This window comes from Kitasatospora sp. NPDC036993, assembly GCF_055607525.1.
On the sequence record NZ_JBVJRP010000021.1, the window covers coordinates 113,128 to 139,664 of the forward strand.

Annotated in this window: 27 protein-coding genes; 16 read left to right on the forward strand and 11 right to left on the reverse strand. The window is 74.4% G+C overall.

The window, feature by feature from the left end; genetic code table 11:
- Positions 1-43: 43 nt before the first annotated feature.
- The gene (locus ACZ7C5_RS33195) at positions 44-778 is read right to left on the reverse strand and encodes a GntR family transcriptional regulator (protein ID WP_188300203.1); all 735 of its coding nucleotides are present in this window, start codon (positions 776-778) and stop codon (positions 44-46) included.
- Between the two features lie 436 nt (positions 779-1,214).
- Between ACZ7C5_RS33195 and ACZ7C5_RS33200 the strand changes: the two genes are divergently transcribed.
- From ACZ7C5_RS33200 to ACZ7C5_RS33225, 6 genes are all read left to right on the forward strand, one after another.
- Positions 1,215-2,384, forward strand: coding sequence for an ABC transporter substrate-binding protein (locus ACZ7C5_RS33200; RefSeq protein ID WP_401091009.1), 1,170 nt, complete (start codon positions 1,215-1,217; stop codon positions 2,382-2,384).
- 43 nt (positions 2,385-2,427) lie between these two features.
- Positions 2,428-3,405: an ABC transporter permease gene (locus tag ACZ7C5_RS33205; RefSeq protein WP_401091008.1), complete on the forward strand. Its 978-nt coding sequence runs from the start codon at positions 2,428-2,430 to the stop codon at positions 3,403-3,405.
- The gene (locus tag ACZ7C5_RS33210; RefSeq protein ID WP_401091006.1) at positions 3,393-4,238 is read left to right on the forward strand and encodes an ABC transporter permease; all 846 of its coding nucleotides are present in this window, start codon (positions 3,393-3,395) and stop codon (positions 4,236-4,238) included. The genes ACZ7C5_RS33205 and ACZ7C5_RS33210 overlap by 13 nt, the downstream gene beginning before the upstream one ends.
- Before the next feature lie 22 nt (positions 4,239-4,260).
- Positions 4,261-5,346 carry an ABC transporter ATP-binding protein gene (locus ACZ7C5_RS33215; protein WP_470324108.1) on the forward strand — a complete coding sequence of 362 codons (1,086 nt, stop codon included), beginning with the start codon at positions 4,261-4,263 and terminating at the stop codon, positions 5,344-5,346.
- Between the two features lie 62 nt (positions 5,347-5,408).
- Positions 5,409-6,107 carry an HAD family hydrolase gene (locus ACZ7C5_RS33220; protein WP_470324109.1) on the forward strand — a complete coding sequence of 233 codons (699 nt, stop codon included), beginning with the start codon at positions 5,409-5,411 and terminating at the stop codon, positions 6,105-6,107.
- Position 6,108: 1 nt separating this feature from the next.
- Entirely contained in the window at positions 6,109-6,429 is a 321-nt protein-coding gene (locus ACZ7C5_RS33225; protein WP_188300193.1) for a DMT family transporter, read from the forward strand.
- A 222-nt stretch (positions 6,430-6,651) separates the two neighbouring features.
- On the opposite strand, the gene ACZ7C5_RS33230 is transcribed toward ACZ7C5_RS33225, so the two are convergent.
- Both ACZ7C5_RS33230 and ACZ7C5_RS33235 read right to left on the reverse strand, forming a co-directional pair.
- Complete coding sequence (locus ACZ7C5_RS33230) at positions 6,652-7,623, reverse strand: formylglycine-generating enzyme family protein (protein WP_470324110.1); 972 nt, start codon at positions 7,621-7,623, stop codon at positions 6,652-6,654.
- A gap of 76 nt (positions 7,624-7,699) precedes the next feature.
- A complete protein-coding gene (locus tag ACZ7C5_RS33235) occupies positions 7,700-9,124 on the reverse strand; it encodes a sulfatase family protein (RefSeq protein ID WP_470324111.1) in 1,425 nt (474 codons plus the stop codon).
- Between the two features lie 638 nt (positions 9,125-9,762).
- On the opposite strand from ACZ7C5_RS33235, the gene ACZ7C5_RS33240 reads away from it, so the two are divergent.
- The 4 genes from ACZ7C5_RS33240 (at position 9,763) to ACZ7C5_RS33255 (ending at position 11,863) form a co-directional block, all read left to right on the forward strand.
- Entirely contained in the window at positions 9,763-10,254 is a 492-nt protein-coding gene (locus tag ACZ7C5_RS33240; protein ID WP_470324112.1) for a hypothetical protein, read from the forward strand.
- A 175-nt stretch (positions 10,255-10,429) separates the two neighbouring features.
- The gene (locus ACZ7C5_RS33245; RefSeq protein WP_401090993.1) at positions 10,430-10,573 is read left to right on the forward strand and encodes a hypothetical protein; all 144 of its coding nucleotides are present in this window, start codon (positions 10,430-10,432) and stop codon (positions 10,571-10,573) included.
- Complete coding sequence (locus tag ACZ7C5_RS33250; protein WP_470324113.1) at positions 10,566-11,237, forward strand: hypothetical protein; 672 nt, start codon at positions 10,566-10,568, stop codon at positions 11,235-11,237. The genes ACZ7C5_RS33245 and ACZ7C5_RS33250 overlap by 8 nt, the downstream gene beginning before the upstream one ends.
- Positions 11,234-11,863: a hypothetical protein gene (locus ACZ7C5_RS33255; protein ID WP_401090989.1), complete on the forward strand. Its 630-nt coding sequence runs from the start codon at positions 11,234-11,236 to the stop codon at positions 11,861-11,863. Before ACZ7C5_RS33250 ends, ACZ7C5_RS33255 begins: the two co-directional genes overlap by 4 nt.
- Before the next feature lie 81 nt (positions 11,864-11,944).
- Here ACZ7C5_RS33255 and ACZ7C5_RS33260 read toward each other — a convergent pair whose 3' ends face one another.
- The 5 genes from ACZ7C5_RS33260 to ACZ7C5_RS33280 all read right to left on the reverse strand — a co-directional run bounded on the left by ACZ7C5_RS33260 (position 11,945) and on the right by ACZ7C5_RS33280 (position 16,004).
- Complete coding sequence (locus ACZ7C5_RS33260) at positions 11,945-12,619, reverse strand: phosphonatase-like hydrolase (RefSeq protein ID WP_470324114.1); 675 nt, start codon at positions 12,617-12,619, stop codon at positions 11,945-11,947.
- An 11-nt stretch (positions 12,620-12,630) separates the two neighbouring features.
- Positions 12,631-13,752 (reverse strand): TIGR03364 family FAD-dependent oxidoreductase, encoded by a 1,122-nt coding sequence (locus ACZ7C5_RS33265; RefSeq protein ID WP_401090985.1) that lies wholly within the window; start codon positions 13,750-13,752, stop codon positions 12,631-12,633.
- 218 nt (positions 13,753-13,970) lie between these two features.
- Positions 13,971-14,486, reverse strand: coding sequence for a pyridoxamine 5'-phosphate oxidase family protein (locus tag ACZ7C5_RS33270; RefSeq protein WP_401090983.1), 516 nt, complete (start codon positions 14,484-14,486; stop codon positions 13,971-13,973).
- Between the two features lie 181 nt (positions 14,487-14,667).
- A complete protein-coding gene (locus tag ACZ7C5_RS33275; protein ID WP_401090981.1) occupies positions 14,668-15,336 on the reverse strand; it encodes a phosphatase PAP2 family protein in 669 nt (222 codons plus the stop codon).
- Positions 15,336-16,004: a DedA family protein gene (locus ACZ7C5_RS33280; protein ID WP_401090979.1), complete on the reverse strand. Its 669-nt coding sequence runs from the start codon at positions 16,002-16,004 to the stop codon at positions 15,336-15,338. Before ACZ7C5_RS33280 ends, ACZ7C5_RS33275 begins: the two co-directional genes overlap by 1 nt.
- Positions 16,005-16,118: 114 nt before the next feature.
- Here ACZ7C5_RS33280 and ACZ7C5_RS33285 point away from each other — a divergent pair, with 114 nt between their 5' ends.
- The 3 genes from ACZ7C5_RS33285 to ACZ7C5_RS33295 all read left to right on the forward strand — a co-directional run bounded on the left by ACZ7C5_RS33285 (position 16,119) and on the right by ACZ7C5_RS33295 (position 19,361).
- On the forward strand, positions 16,119-16,550 hold the full coding sequence (locus ACZ7C5_RS33285; protein ID WP_401090977.1) for a BlaI/MecI/CopY family transcriptional regulator: 432 nt from the start codon (positions 16,119-16,121) through the stop codon (positions 16,548-16,550).
- Entirely contained in the window at positions 16,547-17,743 is a 1,197-nt protein-coding gene (locus ACZ7C5_RS33290) for a M56 family metallopeptidase (protein ID WP_470324115.1), read from the forward strand. The genes ACZ7C5_RS33285 and ACZ7C5_RS33290 overlap by 4 nt, the downstream gene beginning before the upstream one ends.
- A 181-nt stretch (positions 17,744-17,924) precedes the next feature.
- Entirely contained in the window at positions 17,925-19,361 is a 1,437-nt protein-coding gene (locus tag ACZ7C5_RS33295) for a GAF domain-containing protein (protein WP_401090973.1), read from the forward strand.
- A 75-nt stretch (positions 19,362-19,436) separates the two neighbouring features.
- Here the strand turns inward: ACZ7C5_RS33295 and ACZ7C5_RS33300 are convergent, their stop codons facing one another.
- Positions 19,437-19,940 carry an SsgA family sporulation/cell division regulator gene (locus tag ACZ7C5_RS33300; protein ID WP_401090971.1) on the reverse strand — a complete coding sequence of 168 codons (504 nt, stop codon included), beginning with the start codon at positions 19,938-19,940 and terminating at the stop codon, positions 19,437-19,439.
- A 328-nt stretch (positions 19,941-20,268) separates the two neighbouring features.
- Between ACZ7C5_RS33300 and ACZ7C5_RS33305 the strand changes: the two genes are divergently transcribed.
- The 3 genes from ACZ7C5_RS33305 (at position 20,269) to ACZ7C5_RS33315 (ending at position 24,199) form a co-directional block, all read left to right on the forward strand.
- Positions 20,269-21,570, forward strand: a complete 1,302-nt coding sequence (locus tag ACZ7C5_RS33305; RefSeq protein WP_470324116.1) for a hypothetical protein — start codon at positions 20,269-20,271, stop codon at positions 21,568-21,570.
- A gap of 171 nt (positions 21,571-21,741) precedes the next feature.
- A complete protein-coding gene (locus ACZ7C5_RS33310) occupies positions 21,742-23,109 on the forward strand; it encodes a TerD family protein (protein ID WP_401091250.1) in 1,368 nt (455 codons plus the stop codon).
- A 124-nt stretch (positions 23,110-23,233) separates the two neighbouring features.
- Entirely contained in the window at positions 23,234-24,199 is a 966-nt protein-coding gene (locus ACZ7C5_RS33315) for an SGNH/GDSL hydrolase family protein (RefSeq protein WP_401090967.1), read from the forward strand.
- A 161-nt stretch (positions 24,200-24,360) separates the two neighbouring features.
- Here the strand turns inward: ACZ7C5_RS33315 and ACZ7C5_RS33320 are convergent, their stop codons facing one another.
- Together ACZ7C5_RS33320 and ACZ7C5_RS33325 are read right to left on the reverse strand one after the other, a co-directional pair.
- Positions 24,361-25,050, reverse strand: coding sequence for an RraA family protein (locus ACZ7C5_RS33320; RefSeq protein WP_470324117.1), 690 nt, complete (start codon positions 25,048-25,050; stop codon positions 24,361-24,363).
- A gap of 256 nt (positions 25,051-25,306) precedes the next feature.
- Positions 25,307-26,236, reverse strand: a complete 930-nt coding sequence (locus ACZ7C5_RS33325) for a proline dehydrogenase family protein (RefSeq protein WP_188297453.1) — start codon at positions 26,234-26,236, stop codon at positions 25,307-25,309.
- Positions 26,237-26,537 lie beyond the last annotated feature (301 nt).

The following is a 26,537-nucleotide window of genomic DNA, read 5'->3' on the forward strand; positions in this document are numbered from 1 at the left end:
GCGGGCGGGGCGGGCCGGCCCGCCCGTCCGGTCGGGCCCGGGCTCAGTCCAGCTCCCGCGCGTGCCGCGAAAGCGCCGAGGTGGCCAGGGAGTTGTGCACGCTGAACGCCACCGTCCCCGGCAGGTAGCGGTCCTGGGACCACTCCACCGGCGTGCCCGTCGGGTCGGTGGTGCGGCGCCGCTCGCGCAGCAGCGGACCGCCCCGGCGGCAGCCGAGCAGCCGGGCGTCCTCGGCGTTGGCGGCGACGACGTCGATGGTGTGGTCGGCGTCGGTGAACAGGATGCCGTGCTCGCGCAGCACCTCGGTGTGCGAGACCACGTCCGGCGGCAGCTCGGCGACGATCTCGCCGACCCTCGGCGGGTAGACGGTGCGCTCGACCATCACCGGCGCGCCGGACAGCGTCCGCAGCCGGACGATGACGTACACCTCGGCGCCCGGCTCCAGGCGCAGTTGCTCGCGCTCGGCGGCGTCGGCGGGGCGGCGCACCAGCGAGTCCAGGATGCCGCCGGGCTCCTCGCCCATCGAGTACGCCCAGTGCGTGAAGCTGAGCAGTTCGGAGAAGCTCTGCACCCGGGCGCCGCCGAGCACCACCCGGCGGGTGCCGCGGCGGGAGGTGACCAGTCCGTCGGAGCGCAGCACCGCGAGCGCCTGGCGGACGGTGCCGCGGGAGACGCCGTACTGCTCGGCCAGCGCGCCCTCGGCGGGCAGCCGGCCGGCCTCGCCGAACGCGCCGGTGGTGATCGCTTCCCGCAGGTCGGCGGCCACCTTCCGGTACAGCGCGCCGGGGCGCTCGGCCGGGCGTTCCCCGGTGGCCGGGTGGTCTCCGGCTGCCGGGCGCCCCTCGGCCTCGGGGCGCTGGGGCTCAGTTGCCACGTCAGTCAAGTTCCCTCCTGGGGCGGTGTCCTGCGCAGCCGTACCGGCGCGGACAGCCCGACCCTATCCCGCTGCGCCTTCGAAGCATCGCACCGAACGGATCACGCTCCGATGGCCTGGTTCCACCGTTCCCGCAGCCGACCCCGGTTCCGGGCCGTCCGTTCACCTTCCCGTCACCGGGCTCCGGCGTACTTACTGATGTCAGCAAAGTTGGCTAGTCAACTCGGACGACGTCGAACAGCCGCTCACCCCGGCGGGACCGCCGTCTTCGCGAGACGCCAGCCCGCGGACCATCCCGCGAACGCCCCTCGCAGTACGCCCCCCAACAGGAGACTTCCCCGTGACCGTGCACCGCGCCCGCGCCGCCGCCTTCGCGGCCGTACTGACCGCCGCCGCGCTCTCCCTCACCGCCTGCGGCTCCGCCGGTTCGAGCGCCAAGTCCGGCGACGCCGCCAAGGGCGGCGGCAAGGACGCCAAGACGGCCGTCTCCGCCGCCGACTTCGGCGGCATGGACGGCCTGGTCGCCGCCGCCAAGAAGGAGGGCAAGCTGCACGTCATCACGCTGCCCCGGGACTGGGCGAACTACGGCAAGATCATCGACAGCTTCAAGGCCAAGTACGGCATCGAGGTCGAGGAGGAGAACCCGGACGGCTCCAGCCAGGACGAGATCAACGCGATCAACTCCCGCAAGGGCCAGGACCGCGCCCCCGACGTGGTCGACCTGGGCAGCGCCTTCGCCCTCCAGGCGGTCAAGGACGGCATCCTCGCCCCCTACAAGGTGGCCACCTTCGACAAGGTGCCGGACACCATGAAGGACGCGAACGGCGCCGCCGTCAACGACTACGGCGGCTACGTCTCGATCGGCTGCGACGCCAAGAAGATCGCCAACTGCCCCAAGACCTTCGCCGACCTGCTCAAGCCGGAGTACAAGGGCCAGGTCGCCCTCAACGGCAACCCGACCAAGTCCGGCTCCGCCTTCGGCGGCGTCTACGCGGCCGCGCTCGCCAACGGCGGTTCGCTGGACAACATCCAGCCCGGCATCGACTTCTTCGGCAAGCTGAAGCAGTCCGGCAACTTCAACCCGGTCGAGTCGACCCCGGCCACCGTCGAGAAGGGCGAGACCCCGATCTCGATCGACTGGTCCTACCTGAACGCCGGCTACACCGACGAGTTCAAGGACAAGGGCGTCGACTGGAAGGTCTCCATCCCCACCGACGGCTCCTACGCCCAGTTCTACAACCAGGGCATCAACAAGTGGGCCCCGCACCCGGCGGCCGCCCGCCTGTGGCAGGAGTACCTGTTCAGCACCGAGGGCCAGAACCTCTTCCTCGGCGGCTACGCCACTCCGTCCACCTTCGAGGCCCTGAAGAAGGACGGCACCCTGGACACCGCCGGCGCCGCGAAGCTGCCGACCGTCGAGAAGCCGTTCACCACCTTCCCCACCGTGGACCAGATCAACGCGGCCAAGAAGGTCGTCACCGAGAACTGGACCAAGGCCATCGCGGGCTGACCACCCCGCCACGCACCGAACCTCGGGCTGAGAAAAGGCACTCATGACCACGGCTCCCACCCCGGTGCCGACCACCCCCGCCGCCACCTCCCCCGGTGGCGGCGCGGGGGCGTCCGCCACCGCCACGACCTCCCCCGCCACCACCGCTCCCGCCCCGCGCCGACGGCGGTTCGCCCGCCTCGGCGGCGCGTCCTGGCTGGCCGCCGTACCGCTGCTGCTGTTCTTCCTGATCGGCTTCGGACTTCCGACCGTCGCCATCGTGATCGGCGCCTTCACCACCTCCAGCGACGCGGAGACCGGCGCCGGGCAGTTCACCCTCGACAACCTGGCGGACTCCGTCCAGGGCGGCTACCTGACGGCCATGCTGAGCAGCCTCAAGCTCTCCGCGCTGACCGCGCTGCTCGCCACCGCGCTCGGGCTGCCGCTCGCCCAGGCCGTCGTCACCTCCCGGCACGGCTGGCTGCGCCAGGCGGTGCTCACCGCCTCCGGAGTGCTCGCCAACTTCGGCGGCCTGCCGCTCGCGTTCGCGTTCGTCGCCACCCTCGGCAACGCCGGCGAGATCACCAAGCTGCTGCACCTCACCGACCACGGCTGGTCGCTGTACTCGTTCACCGGTCTGACGATCGTGTACCTGTACTTCCTCATCCCGCTGATGGTGCTCACCATCACCCCGGCCCTGGACGGCCTGCGGACCCAGTGGCGCGAGGCGGCCCAGAACAACCGCGCCACCACCGTCCAGTACTGGCGGCACGTCGCCCTGCCGATCCTGCTGCCCTCCCTGCTCGGCGGCTTCGTGCTGCTGTTCGGCAGCGCCTTCGCCGCCTACGCGACGGCCGCCGCCATGGTCGGCGCGACCGTCCCGCTGGTAAGCCGCTCGATCGCGGACGCGCTCTCCGGCAACGTGCTGGTCGGCCAGGGCAACCTCGCCCTCGCCCTCAGCCTCAACATGATCGTCGTGGCCGTCCTGGTGATGGCCGTGTACCTCCCCCTCCAGCGCCGGAGCGCCCGATGGCTCAGCTGACCACCCCCGCCCGTCCCGGCCGCCGCACCGTGCGCTGGTGGCGCGGTGCCGTGCTGCTGCTCGCCGGCGTCTACTTCACCGTCCCGCTCGCGGCCTCCTTCTGGTTCTCCATCGACGACCCCCAGGGCATCTCCTTCGCGGCCTACACCGGGCTGCTCTCCGCCCCCGGCTTCCTGGACAGCCTCTGGCTGACCCTCGGCCTCGCCCTCGTCACCGTCGTGGTGCTGCTGCTCCTGCTCGTCCCGGCGCTGATCGCCGTCCGGCTCGGCTCGCCGAAGCTGCGCCCGGTCATCGACGTGCTCTGCACCCTGCCGCTGGTCGTCCCGCCGGTCGCCCTGACCGCCGGCCTGATCGGCGTGCTCAAGTGGGGCCCGGACTACCTGATGGACACCCCGTTCTTCCAGACCTTCGTGTTCATCCAGAACCCCGACTTCCCGCTGGTGCTGGTCATCGCCTACGTGCTGATGGCCCTGCCGCTCGCCTACCGCGCCCTGGACGCCGGCCTGCGCTCGATCGACGTGCGCACCCTGGTCGAGGCCGCCCGCAACTGCGGCGCGAGCTGGCCGCGCGCGGTGTTCACCGTCGTCCTGCCCAACCTGCGCGGGGCCCTGCTGAACGCCTCCTTCCTCACCCTGGCCCTGGTGCTCGGCGAGTTCACCGCAGCCTCGATCCTCGGCTTCCAGCCCTTCCCGGTCTGGATCTACTCGGTCGGCAACAGCCAGGCCCACATGTCGGTCGCGGTCTCCATCCTGAGCCTGCTGCTCACCTGGCTGCTGCTGCTCCTGCTGGCCACCGCCGGGCGCGAGCGCCGCACCAAGACCGCCACCTCCTGAACCCCACCCGGAGTCACCCATCATGACCACGGCCACCGCCATCGCCAACGGCGTCCCGCTCTCCCCCGGCAGCGCCACCGTCGAGTTCCGCTCCCTGCGCCGCGCGTTCGGCACCACCACCGCCCTCGACGGCCTGGACCTGACCGTCCGGCCGGGCGAACTGCTCGCCCTGCTCGGCCCGTCCGGCTGCGGCAAGACCACCGCGCTGCGCGTCCTGGCCGGCTTTGAGCAGCACGACTCCGGCGAGGTGCTGGTCGACGGCCGGGACATCACCGCGATCCCCGCGCACAAGCGCGACGCCGGCATGGTCTTCCAGTCCTACAGCCTCTTCCCGCACCTGACCGCGCTGGACAACGTCGCCTTCGGGCTGCGGATGCGCGGCGCCGGCAAGGCCGAGCGCCGCAAGCGGGCCCAGGAGCTGCTGGAGCTGGTCGGCCTGCCGCAGCGCGCCGAGCACTACCCGCACCAGATGTCCGGCGGCCAGCAGCAGCGCATCGCGCTCGCCCGCGCGCTCGCCCTCCAGCCGCGCGTCCTGCTGCTGGACGAGCCGCTGTCCGCGCTGGACGCCAAGGTCCGCCTCCAGCTGCGCGACGAGATCCGCCGCCTCCAGCAGGAGCTGGGCATCACCACCCTGTTCGTCACCCACGACCAGGAGGAGGCGCTGTCGATGGCCGACCGGGTCGCGGTGCTGCGCGCCGGCCGGCTGGAGCAGTGCGCCACCCCGTCCGAGCTGTACGGCCGGCCGGCCACCGCCTTCGTCGCCGAGTTCGTCGGCACCATGAGCCGCATCCCGTGCACCCGCACCCCGGACGGCGTCGAGGTGCTCGGCCGCCGCCACGCGGTGGACGGCGAGGTCCCTGCCGACGGCGAACTCCAGGTGCTGGTCCGCCCGGAGAACGTCATCCTGACCCCGGACGAGGACGGCCCCGGGATCGTCGTCACCGCCTCCTTCCTGGGCGCCGTCACCCGGCTCACCGTGCGCCTGGCGGACGGCACCGAGGTCAAGGCCGACCTGCCCACCGAGGCCGCCGCCGCGCTGCCGGCCGGCGCGCGGGCCGCGCTCACCCTGCCGGACCGCCCGGTACTGGTGGACCGCCGCGCGGCCTGAGAGCCTCGTACCTCCCCGCTCTCCGCCCGTGGAAGCGCCGAAGAACCACCGAAGGTACCGCCATGCCTGACACCGCCATGCCCGCATCCCCCGCCCGGCCCGCCGCCGTCCTGTTCGACATGGACGGCACCCTGGTCGACACCGAGCAGCTGTGGTGGCAGACCGCCGCCGAGCTCGCCGAGGAGCTGAACCGCCCGCTCACCGACCAGGACGCCCCCGAGGTGCTCGGCCAGGCCGTCGAACACACCGCCGCCCATCTGCACAGGGTCAGCGGCACCAGCCTCGGCGAGGCCGAACTCGCCTTCCGGCTGGGCGAGTCCTTCGCCGGCAAGGTCGCCGCCGAGACGGTGCCGCGCCCCGGCGCGCTCGCCCTGCTGGCCTCGCTGCGCGACGCCCGGGTGCCCACCGCACTGGTCTCCGCCTCCCCGCGCCGGGTGGTGGACCTGGTGCTGTCCGCCATCGGCCGGGACTGGTTCGCCGTCACCCTGGCCGCCGAGGACACCGCGCGCACCAAGCCCGCGCCCGACCCGTACCTCGCCGCCGCCGAGCGGCTCGGCCTGGACCCGGCCGTCTGCCTCGCCGTCGAGGACACCCCGACCGGGGTCGCCTCCGCCACCGCGGCCGGCTGCGCCGTGCTCGCCGTGCCGTCCACCCCGGTGCCGATGCCCGAGGGCGAGCGGATCACCCTGCTCGCCAGCCTGGAGCAGGCCGACCTCGCCCTGCTCGGGAAGCTCGCCGCCGCCGGCGCGGTTCGACCCTGACATGCCCTATCTGCTGCTCACCCTCGCCATCGTCAGCGAGGTCTGCGCCACCAGCTGCCTCAAGCTCACCGAGGGGTTCTCCCGGCTCTGGCCGAGCCTCGGCGTCGGCCTCGGCTACGCGCTCTCCTTCCTGCTGCTCGGCCGCGCGCTCAAGCACATACCGGTCTCGGTGGCGTACGCGGTCTGGTCCGGGGCCGGCACCGCGGCGGTCGCCGGGATCGGCGTGGTCGCCTTCGGCGAGTCGCTCGGGCGGCTCCAGTGGCTGGGGATCGCGCTGGTGATCGTCGGGGTGGTCGTGCTCAACCTCAGGAGCGGCCACTGACCCGGCCGGCTCCACGGAGCACCCCACTGACGCGCCGGGGCGGGGCGGACCCGCCCCGCCCCGGCGCCCTGACGGCGGACGGGCGGTTCCTGCTCGCCCGGGTCCGGCTGATGATCTCGACACCGGCACTGCGGGCCCGCCACCTGGACAACCGGTACGCCCTCCGGCAGGCCCTCGCCGCCACCTTCGGCGAGCCCGTCGCCCCGCGGGAGTGAGCGCCCGTCAGTCGGCCGCCACCCGGAATCCGATGTTGCCGGCCGAGCTGTCCGGGGTGTTGGAGCTGCGCGCCGCCACCCGGTAGCGGTTGCAGTAGGACGCGTGGCACAGGTGGGAGCCGCCCCGCATCACCCGCGCCGCGCCGCCCGGCGGGCCGAGGGGGTCGCGGCGCGGGGCGCCGGCGTGGCGGTGGTGGTCGGGGCTGAACCAGTCGGCGCACCATTCCCACACGTTGCCGACGGTGTTGTACAGCCCGAAGCCGTTGGGGCGGAAGGCGGTCACCGGGGCCGTGGCCCGGTGACCGTCGGCGGCCGTGTTCAGCGTGGGGAAGATTCCCTGCCAGGTGTTGCACCGGTGCCGCCCGCCCGGGGTGAGGTCGTCGCCCCACGGGTAGCGGGCCTGCTCCAGGCCGCCCCGGGCCGCGTACTCCCACTCGGCCTCGGTGGGCAGCCGGGTGCCGGACCAGGCGCAGTACGCCCGCGCGTCACTCCAGGAGACGTGGACGACGGGGTGGTTCTGGCGGGTGGTGACCGTGGAGCCCGGCCCCTCCGGTGCCCGCCAGGTGGCCCCCGGGACCGCCCGCCACCACGGCACCCCGGCCACCGCCTCGGCGGTGGCCGCGAGTTGTGGCGGCAGGAAGTCTTCGAAGACGTACGAGAAGCCGAACGCCTCGGCCCCGGTGCGGTAGCCGGTGTCCTTGACGAAGGTCGCGAAGGCGGCGTTGGTCACCGTGGTCGGCGCGATCCGGAACGGGCTCAACTCGACGGTGCGGACGGGCCCTTCACCGTCGGCCGGGTAGCCGTCGCGGTCGTCCGTGCCCATCAGGAAGCGTCCGCCCGGCAGTTCGGTCAGCTGCCGCGCCACCCGGGCCCCCCGCGGTGCGGCGGGCAGCGGTGCGGCGGGCGGAAGTGCGACGGGCGCGACGGGCCGGTCCGTTCCTCGTACTGGAGTGCAGCAGCGTCCGGGGGTGGTCGGCACAGGGTTTCCTCCGGAAGGTCCCGGGCCCGGGGGCGGCTGTGCGCCACCGCCCCCGGGCCGTCGGTCGGCGGGTCGGTCAGGCCGCCCGGTCGGCGGCCAGCTGCGCCGCCAGTGCCGGGATGTCGAGCGCCTGCTCCTCCTGCGGCGTGGCCTGGTGGAGCAGGTTGGTCAGCTGGTACGGGTCGGCCGAAAGGTCGTAGTACTCGCGGAACTTCACCTCGCCCGTCCCGGACACCACGCCGTCGGCGTCGGTGTGCAGCGCGTAGTACTCGGTGTACTGCCGGCCCTTGGCCACGTACGAGGACCAGGTGGGCGGGCCGCCCGCCGCCGTGCCCTGCTTCCACCACTCCACCAGCAGGTGGTCCCTGCTGTGGGCGGTGAGCAGCGAGTGGCCGTCCTGCGGGGTGTCGGGCGTGATCCCGGCGGCGTCGAGGATGGTCGGGGCGACGTCGATGTTGGCGACGATCCGGTTGTCGACCGTGCCCGCGCCGAGCCCGCCGGCCGGCCAGGACAGGTAGAACGGCACCTCGTGGGCCGGGGAGTAGGGCACGGACTTCTTGAGCCAGCCGTGGTCGGCCCAGGTGTAGCCGTTGTCCCCGAGGTAGACGACGAGGGTGTTGTCGAGCTGGCCGAGCGCCGCCAGCTTGTCGTGGACCGCCTGTACCGCGTCGTCGACGGAGAGCAGGGTGCGCAGTTGGCGGGTGCGCACCGCTTGGGCGTCGGCCAGGGTGGCAGTGGCGTTCCGGATGTAGGCGGGCTTGTCGCTGCGGTCGTCTTCGGGCACCGAGGGCCGCCCGTTCCACGGCGGGACGACGGTGTCCGCGTACCGGGCGGCGGGGACGTTGGGTTCGTGCGAGGCGTACGGGGTGACGTAGGCGAACCAGGGGCGGGGGTCGGTGGCGGCCTTGTCGAGGAACGCCAGGGTGCGGTTCCTGATGATGTCGGTGGTGTAGCCGGTGAGGGTCTGCACGGTGCCGTTGATGTTCCAGTCGGCGTTTTCGTACGCGGGCTTGAGCAGCGCCCACTCCTCGAAGTGCGGCGGATTGTCCGCGAGCGTCCAGGAGTTGAGGTACTTGCCGAAGAGCCCGGTGCGGTAGCCGGCCTGCCGCAGGTAGCGCTGGACGGTGGTGTGCTGGTCCAGGCTGTACGAGGCGCCGTTGTTGCGCACGCCGTGGTTGTGGGCGTGGCGGCCGGAGAACACCGAGGACCGCGAGGGCGCGCAGAGCGGCGTGGTGACATGGCCGTTGGTGAAGCGGACGCCGTGCCCGCTGAGCCAGGCGGCAGTCTGCGGGGTGGCCCACTCGGTGTGCTTGGGCTGGTCGTCGGTGACGATCAGCAGGATGTTGGGCCGGGCGGCGCCGGCCGCGGCGGCCGGACTCGCGGCCGCCTGGAGCACCGTCGGGGTGGCGGCGGCGGCCGCCACGGCCGCGGCGCCGGCGAGGAAACCGCGCCGCCCGACCCCGGACGAACCATTCGTCCTCGAATCACTGGTCTCTTCCACTGAATTCCCTCCATGCTTTTCCGTAATTCCATCCGCGGTCGTTCGGGAAAATCCCGCCGACCGCACCGGAATCATTCACGGGGAAGCGGCCCACCGGCCCGCAGAACGTCCACGCCCGCACCCCGGACAGCATTCACGGGCATGGCGACTCACCGGGGATCCGCTGTGAAGGAACCGGGGAACCTCGTCGACCTGCACGAACAGTGCGGGTGCGAGCCACCCCGAGAAGGTCCGACGCGCCACGGCCGGCCCCCGTCCACCCGACCGGGGACCGCCGTCGGCTCACGCCGGAGCGGCCGTACAGAGGGCGCTCGCGAGCCGTCCGAAATCGACGTGCCGGCGAGCAGCCAGGAACTCTCCAGCTGCCATGGGTGCGACTTTAGGAGTTACCGGCGAACACTGGCAATACCTGGGCGCTTTTGTTTCCGCGCCGTTTCGGATATCCGGCCGCAGATTGCCCCGGTCGACGAACCGGACTCGCGTCCTGCGGGGCACGGCCGCCCCGGCCGGCTGTCGCCGACCGGCCGGAGCCGATCGCCCGACTCCGGCCGATCGCCCCAACTCGCCGGTGGCGAAAGGAAGTCGGCGCCGCCGACCTCCCGGTCGTGCCGCCCGCGGCCTTCGCTACGGTGTCCCCCATGACGGACCCCCGGCCCCATCACTACCGCTTCGTCCACCGCGAGCTCGCCCGCCAGGTGCTGGAGTTCGGCCCGCGCGTGGCCACCCCGACCCCGGACGGCGGCAGTCTGCTGCCCGTCGTCTCCCAGATCTGGGACGACCTGGGCGCCACCCTGCCGCCCGGGGACCGCCTGTCCGGCCACGGCCTCGACTGCCGCCACCTGTCGGTCGACGGCCACCACATGCTGCTGGTCACCCTGCCCGCCCCGGCCGGCGCCACCGAGGCCCACTTCGTCGCCGCCGTACACCCCAAGGGCGCCAAGGCCGTCCGCTACGTGACCCTGGAGCACGCGCTCAGCCCCTTCGACGGCAGCCCCGGCACCGTCCTCGGCGAGTGGACCACCGGGAACCACCTCAACCACGGGCCGGGGCCCTCCCCCGTCGCCGAACTGTTCGTCGCGGCCGTGGTGCAGCTCGTCACCCCCAAGAAGCTTGGCTTCTGGCGCCGTTGAGGTCCACTCGTACGTGTTGCACCCGGAGCCGGGCCGCCGACGTCAGGACCGCGTCGACGGCCCGTAAAGGTCCCGCGAACATCCGCCCCCGGCCCCGGCGGCACTGATCACCGGCGTCCCGGCCGGGGCTATGCTCGCCCGGTCCGACAACCCGAGCCCGGGACTGACCGCCGGGGTGAACTACACCACGGGCGGCGCAGCCGCGCTCAACGGTGCCGGAGGCGCCATCGGCGGCAGCGGCAAGGGCCGGATCCTGCCCGCGCTGCTCGGCGGCGGCAGCGCGCTCGTCACCGGCGTCTGGGGAGTGGGACATGACTGACACGACCGCCCCGTCGCTCTGGCTCTCCCTGCCGGAGGGGTTCACCGGCATCGACCTGGCCGAGGACCCGGGCGACCGGATGAGCCGGATCGTGGACGGACTCGACGCGCTCACCGACGCCGGTCCGGAGCAGAAGCTCGGCATCGCCGTCTCCGCCGAGCTCGCCCTCCAGGCGCAGCTGCGCGAGGGCGCGGTCCACGTCTCCACCTGCCTGGTGGAAACCGAGGAGGGCGGGATCGTCCAGGGCATGTTCAGCCTGTTCCTGCGCGAGCAGGAGCAGGGCGCCCCCGGCACCTACCCCCAGCGCGTCGCCGCCGAGCTCTCGGCCGCGTGGCCGGACGCCGACGTCGACGTCCTCGACTTCCCGCTCGGCCGGGCCGCCGTGACCGTCCGCGACCTGGCCGTGCCCGTGTCCGGGACGGCCTACGGCCTGCCGGGATCGGGCGTCGCGACCGTCCGCCAGCTGGAGGCCCTGTTCGCGCACCCGTGGAGCCCCCACGTGCTCGCCGTCGTCTTCACCACCCAGCACCTGGATCACTGGGACGACTGGTCGGTCCTGGTGGGCGCCGCCATCGGCGGGATCTCCTTCCACCCACCGCTCGACGAGACGCGCGACGCCCTGCCGCCCGAGCGGCGGGACAACATCCGGAAGGCCTTCGGATGACCACCGCCCGGTCCGACGAGGGCACCCGGAGCGGGCTCCGCCGGCTCGGCGGGGCCCTGGCCCTCATCGCCGTCTCCACCGCGGTGCTCGTCGGCGTCATCGCGCTGGACGTCCACGTCAACGGGTTCCTCGCCGGCGTGGTGGGGCTGGTCTACCCCCTGGTCGTGCTGTACGCGTTCGCCGTGCGTCCCGACACCGGCGGCGACCCCCGGTTCCGGAAGAACGCGGTCGCCTGGGGTCTGGGCGTCTCCGCCGTCGGCTTCGTCGCCTACCTGGCGGGCACCGAGGCCTGGGCGAACCTGATCCTGGGCTCGGGGCGGACCGTGCAGGCCGTGGTCGTCGGTGAGGAGGTCACCAATGTGCTGCACGACTCGGGGCGGGTGTACACCCTGGCCTCGGCGGGGTCGGCCGACGCGGTGCCCGGCGGCCCCCTCACGGAGGACTCCCGCCGGTTCGGGCGCGGTGACGTCGTCACCGTCCGGATGGATCCGGCCGGGCGGGTCGCCCCCAAGCTGCCCGGTGAGGCCGACTCCCCCGCCGCCCTGCTGCTGTTCCTCGGCTGCAACGTCCTGATCGACGGCACGGTGCTCTGGTCCGTCCGCAGGACCGGGCCGTCGCCCGCCTGAGCCCGTCAGCCAGCCACCGTCAGCCGTCAGCCGTGGAACGGGCGGGCGTCCCACGACGCCCGCCCGGTGCGGGGTGCCCGATCAGCCCAGCAGAGCGGGCAGTTCGGCGATCGAGCCGAGCACGTGGGTGGCGCCGTCGGCCCGCAGCCTGGCCTCCTCGTGGGCGCCGGTGAGGACGCCGGCGACGATCGAGGCACCGGCCCTGGTGCCGGTCAGCATGTCGTAGCCGGTGTCCCCGGCCACCGCGATCTGCCGGACCGAGTCGGTGCCGGTGCGCAGCAGCGCGGTGAGCACCATGTCGGGGTACGGGCGGCCGCGGCCGGCCTCGGCGGGGCAGAGGGTGAGGTCGGCGACGGACTGCCAGCCGAGGGCGTCCAGGATGCGGTCCTGGGTGGTCCGGGAGAAGCCGGTGGTGAGGACCACCTTGCGGCCCCGGCCGCGCAGTTCGGCGATGGCCTCGGCGGCGCCGGGCAGGGCGGCGCAGTGGCCGGTGCCCACCAGGTCGTCGTAGGCGGCCTCGAAGGCGTCGTTGGCCAGCCGGGCCTTCTCCTCCTCGCCGAACAGGTGCCGGAAGACGGAGATCTTGGACTCGCCCATGGTGGCCCGGACGTGGGCCAGCATCGGATCGAACTCCGGGCTGCCGGCCTCGACGCCGAGCTTCGCGGCGGCCGCGGTGAAGGCCTGCTCGACCAGGCCGTCGTCGGCCACGGTGGTGCCGGCCATGTCGAGCACGACCAGACGGATGTCGGTAGTCACAGCAACGTTCCTTACAGGTTGGCGAGTTCGGCGGTGGTCTCGGCGATGGCGGGCGAGCAGGTCATGCCGCGGCCGCCGGGCCCGGTGACCAGCCAGACGCCGTCGCGCACGCGCTCGCGGTGGACGACGCGGGTGGAGTCGACGCACTGCGCGTACACCCCGGCCCAGCGGCGGCGGATCCTCGGCATCGGGCGGCCGAGCAGCTCCTCGACGACGCCCGCCAGGTGGTCGTACGGGTCCTCGACCACGTCGAAGCCGAAGGGCTGGTCGTACTCGTGGGTGTCGCCGACGGTCAGTCCGCCGTCGCGGCGCTGGACCATCAGCAGCTGCATCCTGTGCTCGGCGGCGACCGGCGGCTGCGGCTGGGTCTCGCGCAGCCGGTCCAGGGCGGTGCCGGCGAAGGCGGGGTAGTAGCGGAAGCTGTCGCCGTCGGCGACGGAGGTGGTGAGGGTCTCGCCGAGCGGGTCGGTCTGCATCATCTGGAGCCGGACCCGGCGGACCGGCAGGGCGGGGGCGAGTTCGCGGACCAGGCCGCCGAGCCAGGCGCCGGTGCAGAGGACCACCAGGTCACCGGTGTGGACGTCGCCGTGGTCGTCGCGGACGGCGTTCTCGCCGACGACCTCGCGCACCTCGCGTCCTGGCAGGAAGGTGTACCGGCCGGTGGACTCCAGGTACCCGCGCAGCGCGGGCTGGGCGGTGCGCGGCTCGACGGCGGCGTCGCGCTCGCACCACAGGGCGCCGAGCAGCTTGCCGCGCAGGGCCGGGTTGGCGGCGCGGGTCTCCTCGGGGTCGAGCAGCCGGTAGCCGCGGACGGCGGCGTCGGGCAGGGCCAGGGCCTGCTCGGCGACGGCGAGTTCGGCCTCGGTGCGGATCGCGGTGAGCGATCCGTTGGCCCGGAAGCCGAGGTCGGGGACGCGGGCGCCGATGGACTCCCACAGTTCGCGGGCGCGCAGCGCGGTGTCGAGTTCCTCGCCCTGCGCCCGGCCGCTGACCCAGACCAGGCCGAAGTTGCGCACCGAGGCGCCGCGCGCCTCGGTCTCGCGCTCCAGGTGGACGACCTCGTGGCCGCGTTCGACTGCCTGCCAGGCGTGCATGGTGCCCAGCACGCCCGCTCCTACGACGATGACTCTCATGCGGCCAGGCTGATGCGGCCAGGTGTCCGAGGGGCGTCAGGATGCCGTCCCGCAGATGAATCGCCTGAAAAGTTGTACAGACAACCCGATCAGTCATCGCGGCCGGATGGCCGCGGCCGAACAGAAGCGGCCGAAGAGAAGCGGCCGAACAGGAACGGCCGAACAGGAACGGCCGACCACGAGAGGACGGCTACGAGCAGCCGGTCACCAGCGGCCGGTCACGAACGGACCACCCGCGCCCGCAGGTAGTTGCGCCGACCGAAGTTCGGCTCGTCCACCGCCGTCAGCTCCTCCACCTGGAAACGGTAGAGCGCCGCCGCCCCGCCCCCGGTGAGGAACTGCCGCCTGGTCTCCTCGTCCTGCGCGAAGGCCGGGTACCGGCCCCGGTACGCCGCCAGCGCCGCCTCGGCCTGCCGCCCCCAGGCCTCGCCCGCGCCGCCGGTCAGCTGGAGGCCGCGCAGCTGCTCGCCGAAGACCGGCGGCGGCAGGAAGACCGTGGCGGCGGCCCTGGCCTCCTCGGCCAGGTGGTGGCTGTGCCGGGTGGAGCGCTCGCTGACGAAGTAGAGGACGAGGTCGTCGTCGTAGGCGAAGAAGGCCAGGTTGGCGTGCGGCCCGTGTTCGTGGCCCGCGGTGGCGAGGGTGAGCACCATGGCCTCCGCCAGCAGCCCCTCGACCCCCTTGTCCAGCAGGTCGCCCGGCCAGTCCCCCTGCGTGATGTCGAGTCGGTACGGCATTCGGCACTCCCTCCGCTGGCACGCCCGGCGCCCGCGCGCCCGAGCACGACTGAGCCGGGCGGGCGCCCCCTCGGGAGGCTCCACGCCCGGCTCACATGCTCCACCCGCCGTCCGAAACCGGACAAGGGCCGGGCGGACTACGGAATGGCGACGACTTCCGGGGCCGCGGCCGCGGCCCGGCTCAGTGCCGCTGCACCCCGTACACCGAGTGACCGTGCCCGACCAGCGGCACTTCCCCGGGACCGAGCAGCGGCCGCAGCGCACCCGCCCGCATCCGGTCCACCAGCGGCCCGCAGCGCCCCGCGAGCGGCGCCAGCACCACCGCGACCAGCATCCCGGCCAGCGCGCCCACCGCCACGTCGTGCGGGTAGTGCACCCCGACCCAGACCCGGGAGGCGGCCATCAGCACCGCGAAGAGGCCGGCCACCCAGCCGAGCCGGCGGTCGACGAACCAGAGCGAGGCCGCGGCGGCGAAGGCGATCACCGAGTGGTTGCTCGGGAAGGACCAGTCCCCGGCACCGGGGCAGGTCTCCAGCGCGACACTGCCGGGGATTTGGGCGCACGGCCTGAGTTCCTCGACGGCGCTCTTGAGCACCGAGTTGAGGCCGTACGCGACGACCACGATCACCGGCGAGGCCAGCACCCTGGCCATCACCGCCGAGTCCGCGCCGCGCGCCCGCCACCAGGCGTAGAGCATGAAGACCGCGAACAGTCCGAGGCCCAGCGCGGACCAGACCTTGATCAGCTCGTCCAGCCAGTGCGGCGCCGACTGCGCCCACTCGTTGACCCGGGTGTACAGGCCGCCGTCGATACCGCTGCCGTCGTACACGGCGAGCGCCCTGGAGGGCATCAAGCGTCACCTCCGTGACGTCGCGCCTTACGGGCGCGGAACAGTTCGAGAACAATGGGGAACACGGAGACAACTACTACCAGACCGATGATCGGCAGCAGGTACTGGTCGATACCGGGGACGGACGAACCGAGCGCGTACCCGGCGAGCACCACGCCGACCGTCCAGACCACGCCTCCGGCCACCTGCCAGAGGGTGAACGAGCGGACCGGCACTTCGAGTACGCCGCAGAGCGGATTCAGCACCGTACGGACCACCGGGATGAACCGGGCGAGCACGATCGCCTTGCCGTGGCCGTACCTGGTCAGCAGCTCCTCGGCCCGCGCCACGCCGTCCAGCAGGCTCCTGCGCCTGGTCCGGCGCAGCAGCGCCCGGCCGCCGCGCCGGCCGATCAGGTAGCCGACCTGGGCCCCGCCGAGCGCGCCCACCAGGGCGGCGGGCAGCACCTGCCACAGCTCCAGCCGCGGGCCGCCGGTGGCGCCGGGCACGCAGAGCAGCCCGGCGGTGAACAGCAGCGAGTCGCCGGGCAGGAAGAAGCCCACCAGCAGACCGGTCTCGGCGAACAGCACCACGGCGATGCCGAGCGCGCCGAACGCGGCGAGCAGTGAGGACGCGTCCAGCGGGTTCACCGCGAGGTGAACGGCCGGATCGACGGGGAACTGGAGCAAGGCCGGCGAACCTCCCGTACGTTGGAGGGCGGCCCGCACGGGAACCACCCCGACCGTCTACATTAACGTAGACGGTCTACATGACTGTAGACGAAACCTGGAGGAAGCGCCGCCATGCCCGACGTACCGTCCGCCCGCCGGCCCGCCGGGGAGCTGGAGGCCGAGGTACTGGCCGCCCTCTGGTCGGCCCGGCAGCCGATGACGCCGCAGGACGTCCAGGCCGCGCTCGGCGGGGACCTCGCCCGCACCACCATCGCGACGATCCTGGCCCGGCTCTTCGACAAGGGGACGGTCGAGCGCACCCGGGCCGGCCGCGCCTACGCCTACACCCCGACCGTCCAGGACACCGCCGGCCTCGCCGCCCGCCGGATGCACACCGAGCTCGGCCGCGAGGCCGACCGCTCCACCGTGCTGGCCCGCTTCGTCTCCGACCTCTCCACCGAGGACGAGCAGCTGCTGCGCGAACTGCTCGGCGACAGCAGCCCGGAGGCGGACGCACCGGGCACGCCGGGTGCGGGCACGCCGGGGGGAGCGACCGGCCGATGATGCTCGCCGTCTGGGTCCCGCTGCTGCTGCCCTTCCTCGCCGTCCCCCTGGCCCGCCGACTCGCCGAGGCGCTGCCGCCGCGGGCCGCCGCCTGGACGCTGGCCGGCAGCGCCGCCGTTCTGGCGGGCGGCACCCTCTGCTCGCTCGGGCTGCTGGCCGCCGCCGGGCTGCTCCGGCTCCCGCCGGTCGCCGCCCTCGGCCACCTCTCGCTGCCCTGGCTCACCACGGCCGCGCCCGCCGCGCCGTTCGCGGCCGTCCTGGCCGCCGTGGCGCTCCTCGTGCTCGTCGTGCGGGCGGCGCGCACCGCCCGCCGGCGGCAGCGGGAGCTGCGCACCGCCCGGGCCGCGCTCCCGTCCGGCGACCTCCGCTCGGAGCCGCTCGACCTCCGATCGGAGCCGCTCGACGGCCGGCACCCGGACCCGGCCGGCGCGCATCGGCCCGGCCACGCCCCCTCCCCTGACCGGAATCCGGACATGCGCCCCCAGCGAGCCTCCGTGCGCCGGGCGCGCCCCTCGGCGTGGCCGACCGCAGCACTCCGGGCCGCTGCCCTGTTCCGCCCCACCACGCCGCGCCGGGCCGGCACGCTGCGCCGCCCCGCCGACCACCCGCTCACCGTGCTGGACGACGAGCGCGCCGACGCCTTCGCGCTGCCCGGCCGACCGGGCCGACCGGGCGAGCCCGGCCGGATCGTGGTCACCTCCGGCATGCTGCGGGCCCTCACCGGCCCCGAGCGCGCCGCCCTGCTCGCCCACGAACGGGCCCACCTGACCGCCCGCCACCACCTCTTCCTCGCCCTCGCCGAGCACGCCGCCGGCATCCACCCCGCGCTCCGCGGGCTGCGCGCCCCGCTCGGCTACCACCTGGAGCGCTGGGCCGACGAGGTGGCCGCGGCCCGGGTCGGCGACCGCGCCGTGACCGCCCGCGCGGTCGGCCGGGCCGCCCTCGCCGCGAACCGCTCCCCCTGGCCGGCCCGGCCCCGGCTGGTCGCCGCCGCCCACTCGGGCCCGGTCCCTCGGCGGGTCGCCGCGCTGCTCCGCCCCCGCCCGGCCACCGCCCCCGGCACCTGGCTGCGGGCCGCCGCCGTGGCCCTGGCCGCCTGCCTGGCACTGAGCACCGGCGCCTCCCTGGAGGCCACCGCCGACCTGCACCACACCGTGGAAGCGGCCCAGCAGGGCACCGGCGCGCAGCGCTGACCCCGCCCGCCGCCGGCCCGGCCCCGGCCTCCCGTCAGCCGGGCGACGCCGGGGCCGCGTTTCCGTACCGCCCGGTATGCCGACTTGCCCGACCCCATCCCCAGCCGCCCACGTCGGCCGTACGCTTTCGTCAGCGCGTCGGCCCCGACGCGTCCTCGAACGGCGGCGAGGAGCAACGCGAGTGCGGCAGACCGGACGGCAGTCCCGACGACCAGAGCGCCGCACCCCGCCGACCGCGGCGGAGCTGGCCAAGGTCCACGAACGCACCCTCGCCGACGCCGCCGCCCGGGAACTGACCGCTCCCGCCCTGGCCGAGGAGGGCGGCGGCCCCGGCCTGCTCGAACCCCGCCCCGAGATCTGCGACTCCTGGGCCCGGCTGCGCCGCCTCGGCCTCGACCCCGACACCGGCGCCGCCACCGTCCTGCTGGGCCCCGCCGAAATAGAACAGCGCCGCCGCACCAGCGGGCTCGACACCGTCCTGCCGGTGCTGCGCGAGACCCTGCTGGAGGACGGCGGCGCGGCCCCGCTGCTGCTGTCCGTCGCCGACACCGAGGGACACGTGCTCTGGCAGGAGGGCGAACGCGGCCTGCGCCGCAGCGCCGACCGGATCGGCTTCACCACCGGCGCCCGCTGGATCGAGGAGAGCGTCGGCACCAACGGCATCGCGGTCGCCCTGCGCGCCCGGCGCCCGATGCACGTCCACTCCGCCGAGCACTACCTGCGCAGTCACCACTCCTGGACCTGCGTGGCCGCGCCGGTGCGCGACCCGGGCACCGGCCGGCTGGTCGGCGCCATCAACCTGAGCGGCCCCGCGCACAGCGTCCGCCCGTACCTGCTCCAGCTCACCGCCACCGCGGCCCGGCTCGCCGAGACCGAGCTGCGCGCCCACCGCCTGGAGGCGCTGCACCAGCTGCGCTCCCTGGCCGCCCCGCTGCTCGCCCGGGTCGGCGGCCCCGCGCTGGTGGTGGACGCGGCCGGGTGGACCGCCGCCGCGGCCGGGCTGCCGCCGCCCACCAGACTGCGGGTGCCCAGCGAGGGCTGGACCCCGGCCACCGTGCAATGGGTGCCGGGCCTCGGCGAGTGCGTGCTGGAACCGCTCGCCGACGGCTGGCTGGTGCGGCCGGTGCGGCCGCCCGAGGAGGACGGCTCCGGCACGGTGACCGCCGAACAGGCCGAGGGCGCCCACCTGCGGCTCGACCTGCGCCGCCCGGACCGCCCCGAACTGTCCGTCCGTGGCGCGGCCGACAGCTGGTCCCACCCGCTCAGCCCGCGCCACGCCGAACTGCTGCTCCTGCTCGCCACCGGGCGCGAGGGCAGCACCGCCGCCCAGCTCGCCGAGGCGCTGTTCGGCGACGCGGGCCGGACGGTGACGGTCCGCGCCGAGCTGTCCCGGCTGCGCCGCTACCTGGGCGGGCTGCTGGCCCACCGGCCGTACCGGATCACCGAGTCGGTGCTGGTCACCGTGGACGGGCCGGACGACCCGTACGACCTGCTGCCCGCCTCCTCGGCCCCGGCCGTCCGGCGGCTGCGGGCGGCGCTGGCCGCGGGGGCGGCCCGGCTGCCCGGCGCGCCGGGCCTCCCGCCGCCGAGGGCCGTCGGGTCGCCGGAGCGCCACTGACCGGTGGCGCCCGGCCGGGCGTCCCGGGGGCCCGCCTCGGCCCCCGGTCCCGGCCGTCGGTCCCGGCCGTCGGTCTCAGCCGTCGGCGAGCAGCGCCGTCAGCTCGGCGTCGGTGGGGCCGCAGTGGCGTTCCTGGTGTTCGGAGACCAGCGCGTAGGTGCGGTCCAGCCAGGCCTGCACCCGGGGCTTGGAGGCCTCCAACAGGGCGCTGCCGTGCGGGGATTCGAGCGCCAGGTGCAGCGTCGCGCCATGGCACGGGCAGTACGCCGGCCACAGCTTGACGTCGCCCTGGCCGCTCAGCGCGCGCAGGCCGTCCCGCAGCAGCTCGCGCGAGAACACCCAGTCGGCCTCGTCCGGTCGTCCCAGATGGAAGGTCAGCAGCACCTCGTACGGGCGCGCGGCCTCGAACCGGAACCGGGTGCGCACCTCGCCGACCACCTCCTCGCCCAGCGAGATCCGCAGCATCAGCACCTCCTCCTCCACCGCCGCCGGAGCGGCGGTGGAGCCGTCCCCATCGCCGCCCGTGGGGGTGGCGGCGAGGGGTGCACTGGAGGCTGCGGACAGCGGGTCGGGCGGCATGACGGTCTCTCCGGGACGGCTTGGGATGCCCTCAGCCTGCGTCACCCGGGCCAGCCGGGCAAGGGTTGCAAGGGGGTTGCAATAATCCCCGTCCGGGGCGACCGCCCCTTACCGCGCTTGTCGGACGGAACGTCAACTTCCGCACGTCGAACGGGTGTCCACGAAGTGGATGGAATCCGTCCAGGGGTCGGTCACCCGCTGGTACGCTCTCGCTCTCCCGGCGCGGGCCCGCCGCGGAAACCGGCCTCGGCGGCCGGGAGCCGGCCCCGGCGGCGACGCGTGGGAGAATACGGCGACGCGACGGCGACTTCGGGGAGGGAGGGGTCCGGTGGCTGTGCGGGAGGACACCGCGCGAGACGTGCAGCACGAGCCCGCACGACACGGCCGGCACGGCCGGTCCGGCCCGTTCGGCGGCCGGTTCAGGCTGCCCACCCTGCGCTTCTCCGGCGCCGCGATGGCGATGTCCACCGTGGTCGGCATCAGCATCGCCACCACCCTGCTGCTCAACGAGCAGCAGGGGATCGGCCGCCGGGCCGGCGTCGCCCGGGTCGGCTCCACCCCGCCGCCCAGTCCGGGCGCCACCGACGAGGCCGAAGCGGTCTCGGCGCAGCCCCGGACCGACGACCCCGCGTCCGGCGGGCCGACCGCGGGCCGGGCCTCGACGCGCCCCTCCTCGCGCCCCTCCTCGCGCCCCTCGGTGGCCGCGCCGGTGGCGGCCACCCCGCCCGCGACCCGCCCGGCGGGCCCGGGCACGCCCCGACCGGGCGGCCAGGCCTCGGCCGGGCAGACCTCGAGCGGCCAGACCGCGGGCGGGCAGGGCACGCCGCCCTCCGGCACCCAGCTCGCCGGCTCCGAACCGGGTACGCCCGCACCGGCCAGGTCCTCACCCTCGCCCTCCCCCTTCGCCCAGGCTCCCGGCACCGGTCAGCCCGCCCCCGGGCGCCCGGCCCCGGCGCAGGAGCCGATCGCCCCCGGGGTACGGCCCACCGCGCCCACCGCACCGTCCGCACCGGCCCGCCCGCTGCCGCCGCCCACCCCCGGCCTGCCGGTCACCGACGGCGTCGCCGACGCCTCGATCGACGGCGCCCCGGTCGACGGCCTCGGCCCCGGCCCCGGCGTCGGCGTCGGCGTCGGCGTCGGCGTCGGCGCCCGCAGGATCACCCCGGACTCCGACCACGCGCTGTCCGGCGCCGGCCGGGTCGGCCCGCTCGGCCGGGACGGCCTGCGGCACCGGCTCACCCTCACCACGACCGAGCCCGTCACCGCCTTCCAAACCGAATTCCGGCTCGCCCCCGGCGACTCGGCCCCCGGTGCCGGCACCGCCTGGACCGACCTTCCGGGCGCCGTGGTGACCGTCCAGCAGGAGCGCGGCACCCTGGTCTACCGCTTCACCACCCCGCCCGGCACCGACGTCCGGCCCGGCCACTACACCTTCGACGTCCGCGGCGCCCGTCCGGCCGTCGACCCCGGCGCGGTGCGCAAGCAGGCCCTGACGGAGAACTGGAGCGTCTCCGCCTTCGCCCTCGACCACCCCCGGGCGGTGGCCGCGCTCGGCTCCTTCGGGCCCGTGCCACCGACGTCCGCCGAGCCGCGGACGCCCGGTGTCCCGGCGGCCACCGCGGTGCGCTGACCTGCCGACGGCCGGACGTTGCGGCAGTCCGACGATCCGACAGTCGACCGCTCCGGACGGGCGCATCCCCGTACCCTCGTTCGTTACTGTGGGCAGCACCCGGCCCGGCGCCCCCACGGGCCCCGGCCGGGCCGTCGTTCCGCACCCGAGGAGGAGTCCGTGTCCACCGTCCTGACCCAAGGCGGCAACGCACCGCTGACCGCCGCGCGAGTGACCGTCGAGGTCAGCGCGCCCAAGGCGCTGGACGTCTCCGGCCTGCTGCTGACCGATGCCGGAAAGGTCCGCTCGGACGACGACTTCGTCTTCTTCAACGCCCCGGACGGCCCCGGTGTCAGTCACCGCCCGGCCGCCGCCGGCACCCCCGACGCGATCACCGTCGACACCCGGGCCGTCCCGGCCGGCATCACCAAGATCGTGGTCACCGCGAGCCCCGCCGACCAGGTCTCCACGTTCGCCGGGACGGAGCCCACGGCCACCGTCCGCGACGCCGACACCGGCGAGGTCCTGGTCACCTTCACCCCGCCCCGGCTGGGTCTGGAGACCGCGCTCATCGTGGTCGAGGTCTACCTGCGCAACGGCGCCTGGAAGGTCCGCGCGGTCGGCCAGGGCTACGCCAACGGCCTCGCGGGCATCGCCACCGACTTCGGCGTCACCGTCGAGGACTCCCCCGCCCCGGCCGCCCGGGCCGCCGCCGCGCCGGTCGCGCCGCCGGCCCCCGAGCCCCCGGTCGCAGCGCCGGCTCCCGTGGCCCCGCCGGCTCCCGTGCCCCCGGCGGCCCCGGCCGCGCCGCCGGCCCCGGTGGAGCGGACCCTCCACCTCCCCACCCGCCCGGTCGCCCCGCCCTCGCCCGCCGCCTCCCCCGTCGACCCGCGGATCGCCCTCGCCACCGGTCAGACCGCCGTCCCGGCTCCGCCCGCGGTTCCCCCGGCGCCCACCGCGCCGCCGGCCCCGGCCGCGCCCGCCAAGATCACCCTGGACAAGGGCCGGGTCAGCCTGGTCAAGGGCAGCTCGGTCTCCCTGGTCAAGAACGGCCGCCCGTTCCTCTCCTCGATCCGGATGGCCCTCGGCTGGAAGTCCGCCGCCCGCGGCCGCTCCGTCGACCTGGACGCCTCGTGCCTCGCCTTCGACGCCCGGCACAAGCGGCTGGAGACGGCCTGGTTCATGAAGCTGAACATCTTCAACGGCGCGATCTCCCACTCCGGCGACAACCTGGTCGGCGGCGAGGGCGGCGACGACGAGGTGATCACCGTCCACCTGGAGGGCCTGCCGGCCGACGTCCACGGGCTGGTCTTCGTCGTGAACTCCTTCTCCGGCCAGAAGTTCACCGACGTGCGCGACGCCTACTGCCGTCTGCTGGACGCCCGGACGGAGGAGGAACTGGTCCGCTTCGACCTCACCAACTCCGAGCCGCACACCGGCGTGGTGATGTGCAAGCTGGTCCGCCGCCCCGGCGGCGAGTGGGAGATGACGGCGCTCGGCGAGTACGTCGACGGCAAGACCGCCCGGGCGATGATCGAGCCCGCCGCGTCGATGCTGTAACCCCGCGGCGTCATGGCCGCGCCCGTCGATTCACCCCTTTGAGGCATCAAGTCGTCCTCATGGCAGCTCGATTGACTCTCAGGGGGGTGAATCGCGCTCCTCCCCGCACCCGAGGAGGAGATCCGTGCCACGCTTCCTGTCCCGCCTCGCCGTCACCGGCACCGCGGCGGTGCTCGCCGCCGGGCTGATCACCCCGACCACCGCCCAGGCCGCCGCCGGCCCCGGCGTCCGCGCCGCCTCGCTCCGCTGGACGGCCCTCGGCGACTCCTACACCGCCGGGGTCATCGAGGCCACCGGCGACGAGACCGCACCGCGCGACGGCTGCGCCAGGACCGTCGAGTCCTACCCCGAGATCATCCGCCGCGACCTGGGCTCCCTGGTCGGCCTGCGCAACGTCAGTTGCAGCGGCGCCACCACCGGCAACGTCGACGTGAGCACCCAGTCCCCCTTCGGCCGCCCGCTCCCGCCGCTCGGCACCGACCCGAACGCCCCCTACCCGGCCGTCCCGCGGCAGATCGACGCCGTCGACCCGGCCACCGACCTGATCACCGTCGGGATCGGCGGCAACGACCTCGGCTTCGCCGAGATCCTCAAGAGCTGCATCGAACTCGGCGCCGTCCATCTCGGCCAGGGCACGCCCTGCAAGGACAAGTTCGACGCCGAACTGCCCGGCCGGTTCGACCGGTTGCGCGCCGACTACGGCCGGATGCTCAACGCGCTGCACGCCAAGGCCCCGTCCGCCAGGGTCCTCACCGTCGGCTATCCGCACCTCGTCCCCGAGAACGCCGCCCTCTGCCGGTACGGCAACCCCCTCCAGTTCGGCACCTTCACCACCGGCGACCTGGCCTGGACCCGCACCGCGCTCGTGGAGCCGCTCGACGCGCTCATCGCCCGGGTCACCGCCGCCCACGGCGACTCCTTCGTGGACCTCTACCCCGCCAGCGCGGGCCACAGCGTCTGCGACGCCGACCACTGGCTGGACGGCGTGCTGACCAGCGTCCTCCCCCTCAGGTACGCGGTGGTGCACCCCAACGCCACCGGCCAGGCGCACACCGCCGCCCTGGTCGAGGACGCCGTCCTCGGCGGCTGAGACCAGGGCAGCCCCCGCACCCGGGCCGGCGGGCCGGCCCGGCGGAACCGTACGAGTCGCTCGGCTTCGAGGTCGTCGGCACCGTCCCCGAGGCCTTCCTCCAACCGGTGGACGGCTACGTCGGCCCGCACGTCATGTACCGCCGGCTCTGACCGGCCGGCCTACTCCTCGATCGCCCCGCCGACCCGCCGCAGGTGCTGCCGGAAGCTGTACGCCGGGTCGGCGGCGCGGCGCTCCAGGTACTCGTCGAAGGCGGTCTGCCGGCGCAGCGTGTCCCCGGCGGCGATCCGCCCGGCCTGCGCGCGTTCGGTCCCGGCGATCGCGCCGGCCGTCTCCAGCACCTCCGCGACCCGGTCGGCGGGGACGAACAGCACCCCGTCCGGGTCGGCGAACACCACGTCCCCGGCGCTCACCGGGTGCGGCCCGAACTTCGCCGTCAGCAGCGCCGCCGGCTCCCGGTCGTCCAGCCGCACCGGGCCGAGCGGCAGCGCGCCGTAGCTGAACACCGGCAGCCCGATCTCCAGCAGCTCGGGGGTGTCCCGGTGCAGCCCCCACACCACGATCCCGGCCACCCCGGCCCGCGCCTCCAGCACCGCGAGGTCCCCGATGCAGGCCTCGTCGGTCCGCCCGCCGTTGTCGACCACCAGCACGTCCCCGGCCGCGGCAGTCCCGTACGCCTCCAGGAACGCGTCCACGCTCCCGTAGTGACGCACCGGCAGCACCCGCCCCGCCACCCTGGCCCCGGCCACCACCGACGCGACACCCACCGGCGCCACCCGCGGCCCGACCCCGAGCCGCACACAGGCGTCCGCCACCAGCGGCGTGGACAGCTCCGCGAAAGCCCTCAGCATCCCGACTCCTCCCGTCGAAAGGCCAGTTCACCAGCACGGAATCCTATGGCAGGTCTCAAACTCACACCATCGAGTGAAACTCCGCCGCATACGGCACAGCCCGGCCGAGCGGCGATCAGCGTGACGGCCATCCGAAGGTCCCGGCGTCCTTCGGCTTCGGGCCCGACGCCAAACCGTTCCTCCGACGGCCGTTCCCGCTGACGCCGACGGCCCGCACCCCCGTCAGGGGTGCGGGCCGCAGTTCGTGGGCGCCGGGTCAGCCGCGGGTGGCCATGGCGCGCAGGAAGAAGGTCAGGTTGGCCGGACGCTCGGCGAGGCGGCGCATGAAGTAGCCGTACCACTCCTGGCCGTACGGGAGGTACACGCGCATCGTGTTGCCCTCGCCGGCGAGGCGCAGCTGCTCCTCGGGACGGATGCCGAACAGCATCTGGTACTCGAAGGAGTCCCGCTTGCGGCCGTTCCACTGGGCCAGCTGGCCGGCGATCTTGATCATGTTGGGGTCGTGCGAGGCGATCATCGGGTAGCCCTCGCCCGCCATCAGGACCTTCAGGGCGCGGACGTACGCGAGGTCCACCTCGTGCTTGCCCTGGAAGGCCACCGACTCGGGCTCCTTGTAGGCGCCCTTGCACAGGCGCACCCGGGAGCCGGGGCCGGAGAACTCGCGGCAGTCGGCCTCGGTGCGGCGCAGGTAGGCCTGGAGGACGACGCCCAGCCAGGGGAAGTCCGCCCGCAGCTCGCGCGCGATGGCGAGGGTGGAGTCGGTGGTGGTGTGGTCCTCCATGTCGAGGGTCACCGTGGTGCCCGCGTCGGCGGCGGCCTCGCAGATGCGGCGGGCGTTCTCCAGCGCGATCTTCTCGCCGTCCACCGGGAGGAACTGGCCGACGGCCGACAGCTTGACCGACACCTCGGCACCGGCCGCGAGGCCGGTCTCCTTGAGGGCCTTGAGCAGGTGCTCGTAGGCCTCGGCGGTGCCGGCGGCCTGGGCGGCGTCCTGGGTGTCCTCGCCGAGGTGGTCCAGGGTGACCTTGCGACCGGTGGCGATCAGGTCGTCGGTGGCGGTCACCGCGTCGTCGAGGACGTCGCCGGCGACGAAGCGCTCGACTATCGCGTGGGTCGGCGGGAACTTCTCGACCACGGTGCGGACCTGCGGGGACCGGGAGGCCGCGAGAAGGGCGGAACGGAGCATCGTGACTCCTGGTGCTGGTGTTTCCAAGGGTGGCAGAAGGGCCGGGGCGGCGGTATCCGGGTGCCGCGCGCGGCGCGTCCCGGGAAGGGTGGCGGCGCGCGACGGGTGGGCGGACCGCCGCCCCGGCGGGGCGACGCCCGGCTGCGGGACCGGGCGTCGCGGGTGACCGGTGGCTACTGGACGAGCCGGCTGGTCGGAGGGGCTGGTCAGCCCATGTGCGGGTAGCGGTAGTCCGTCGGCGGGACGAAGGTCTCCTTGACCGAGCGGGTGGAGGTCCAGCGCGCCAGGTTCTGCTTGGCGC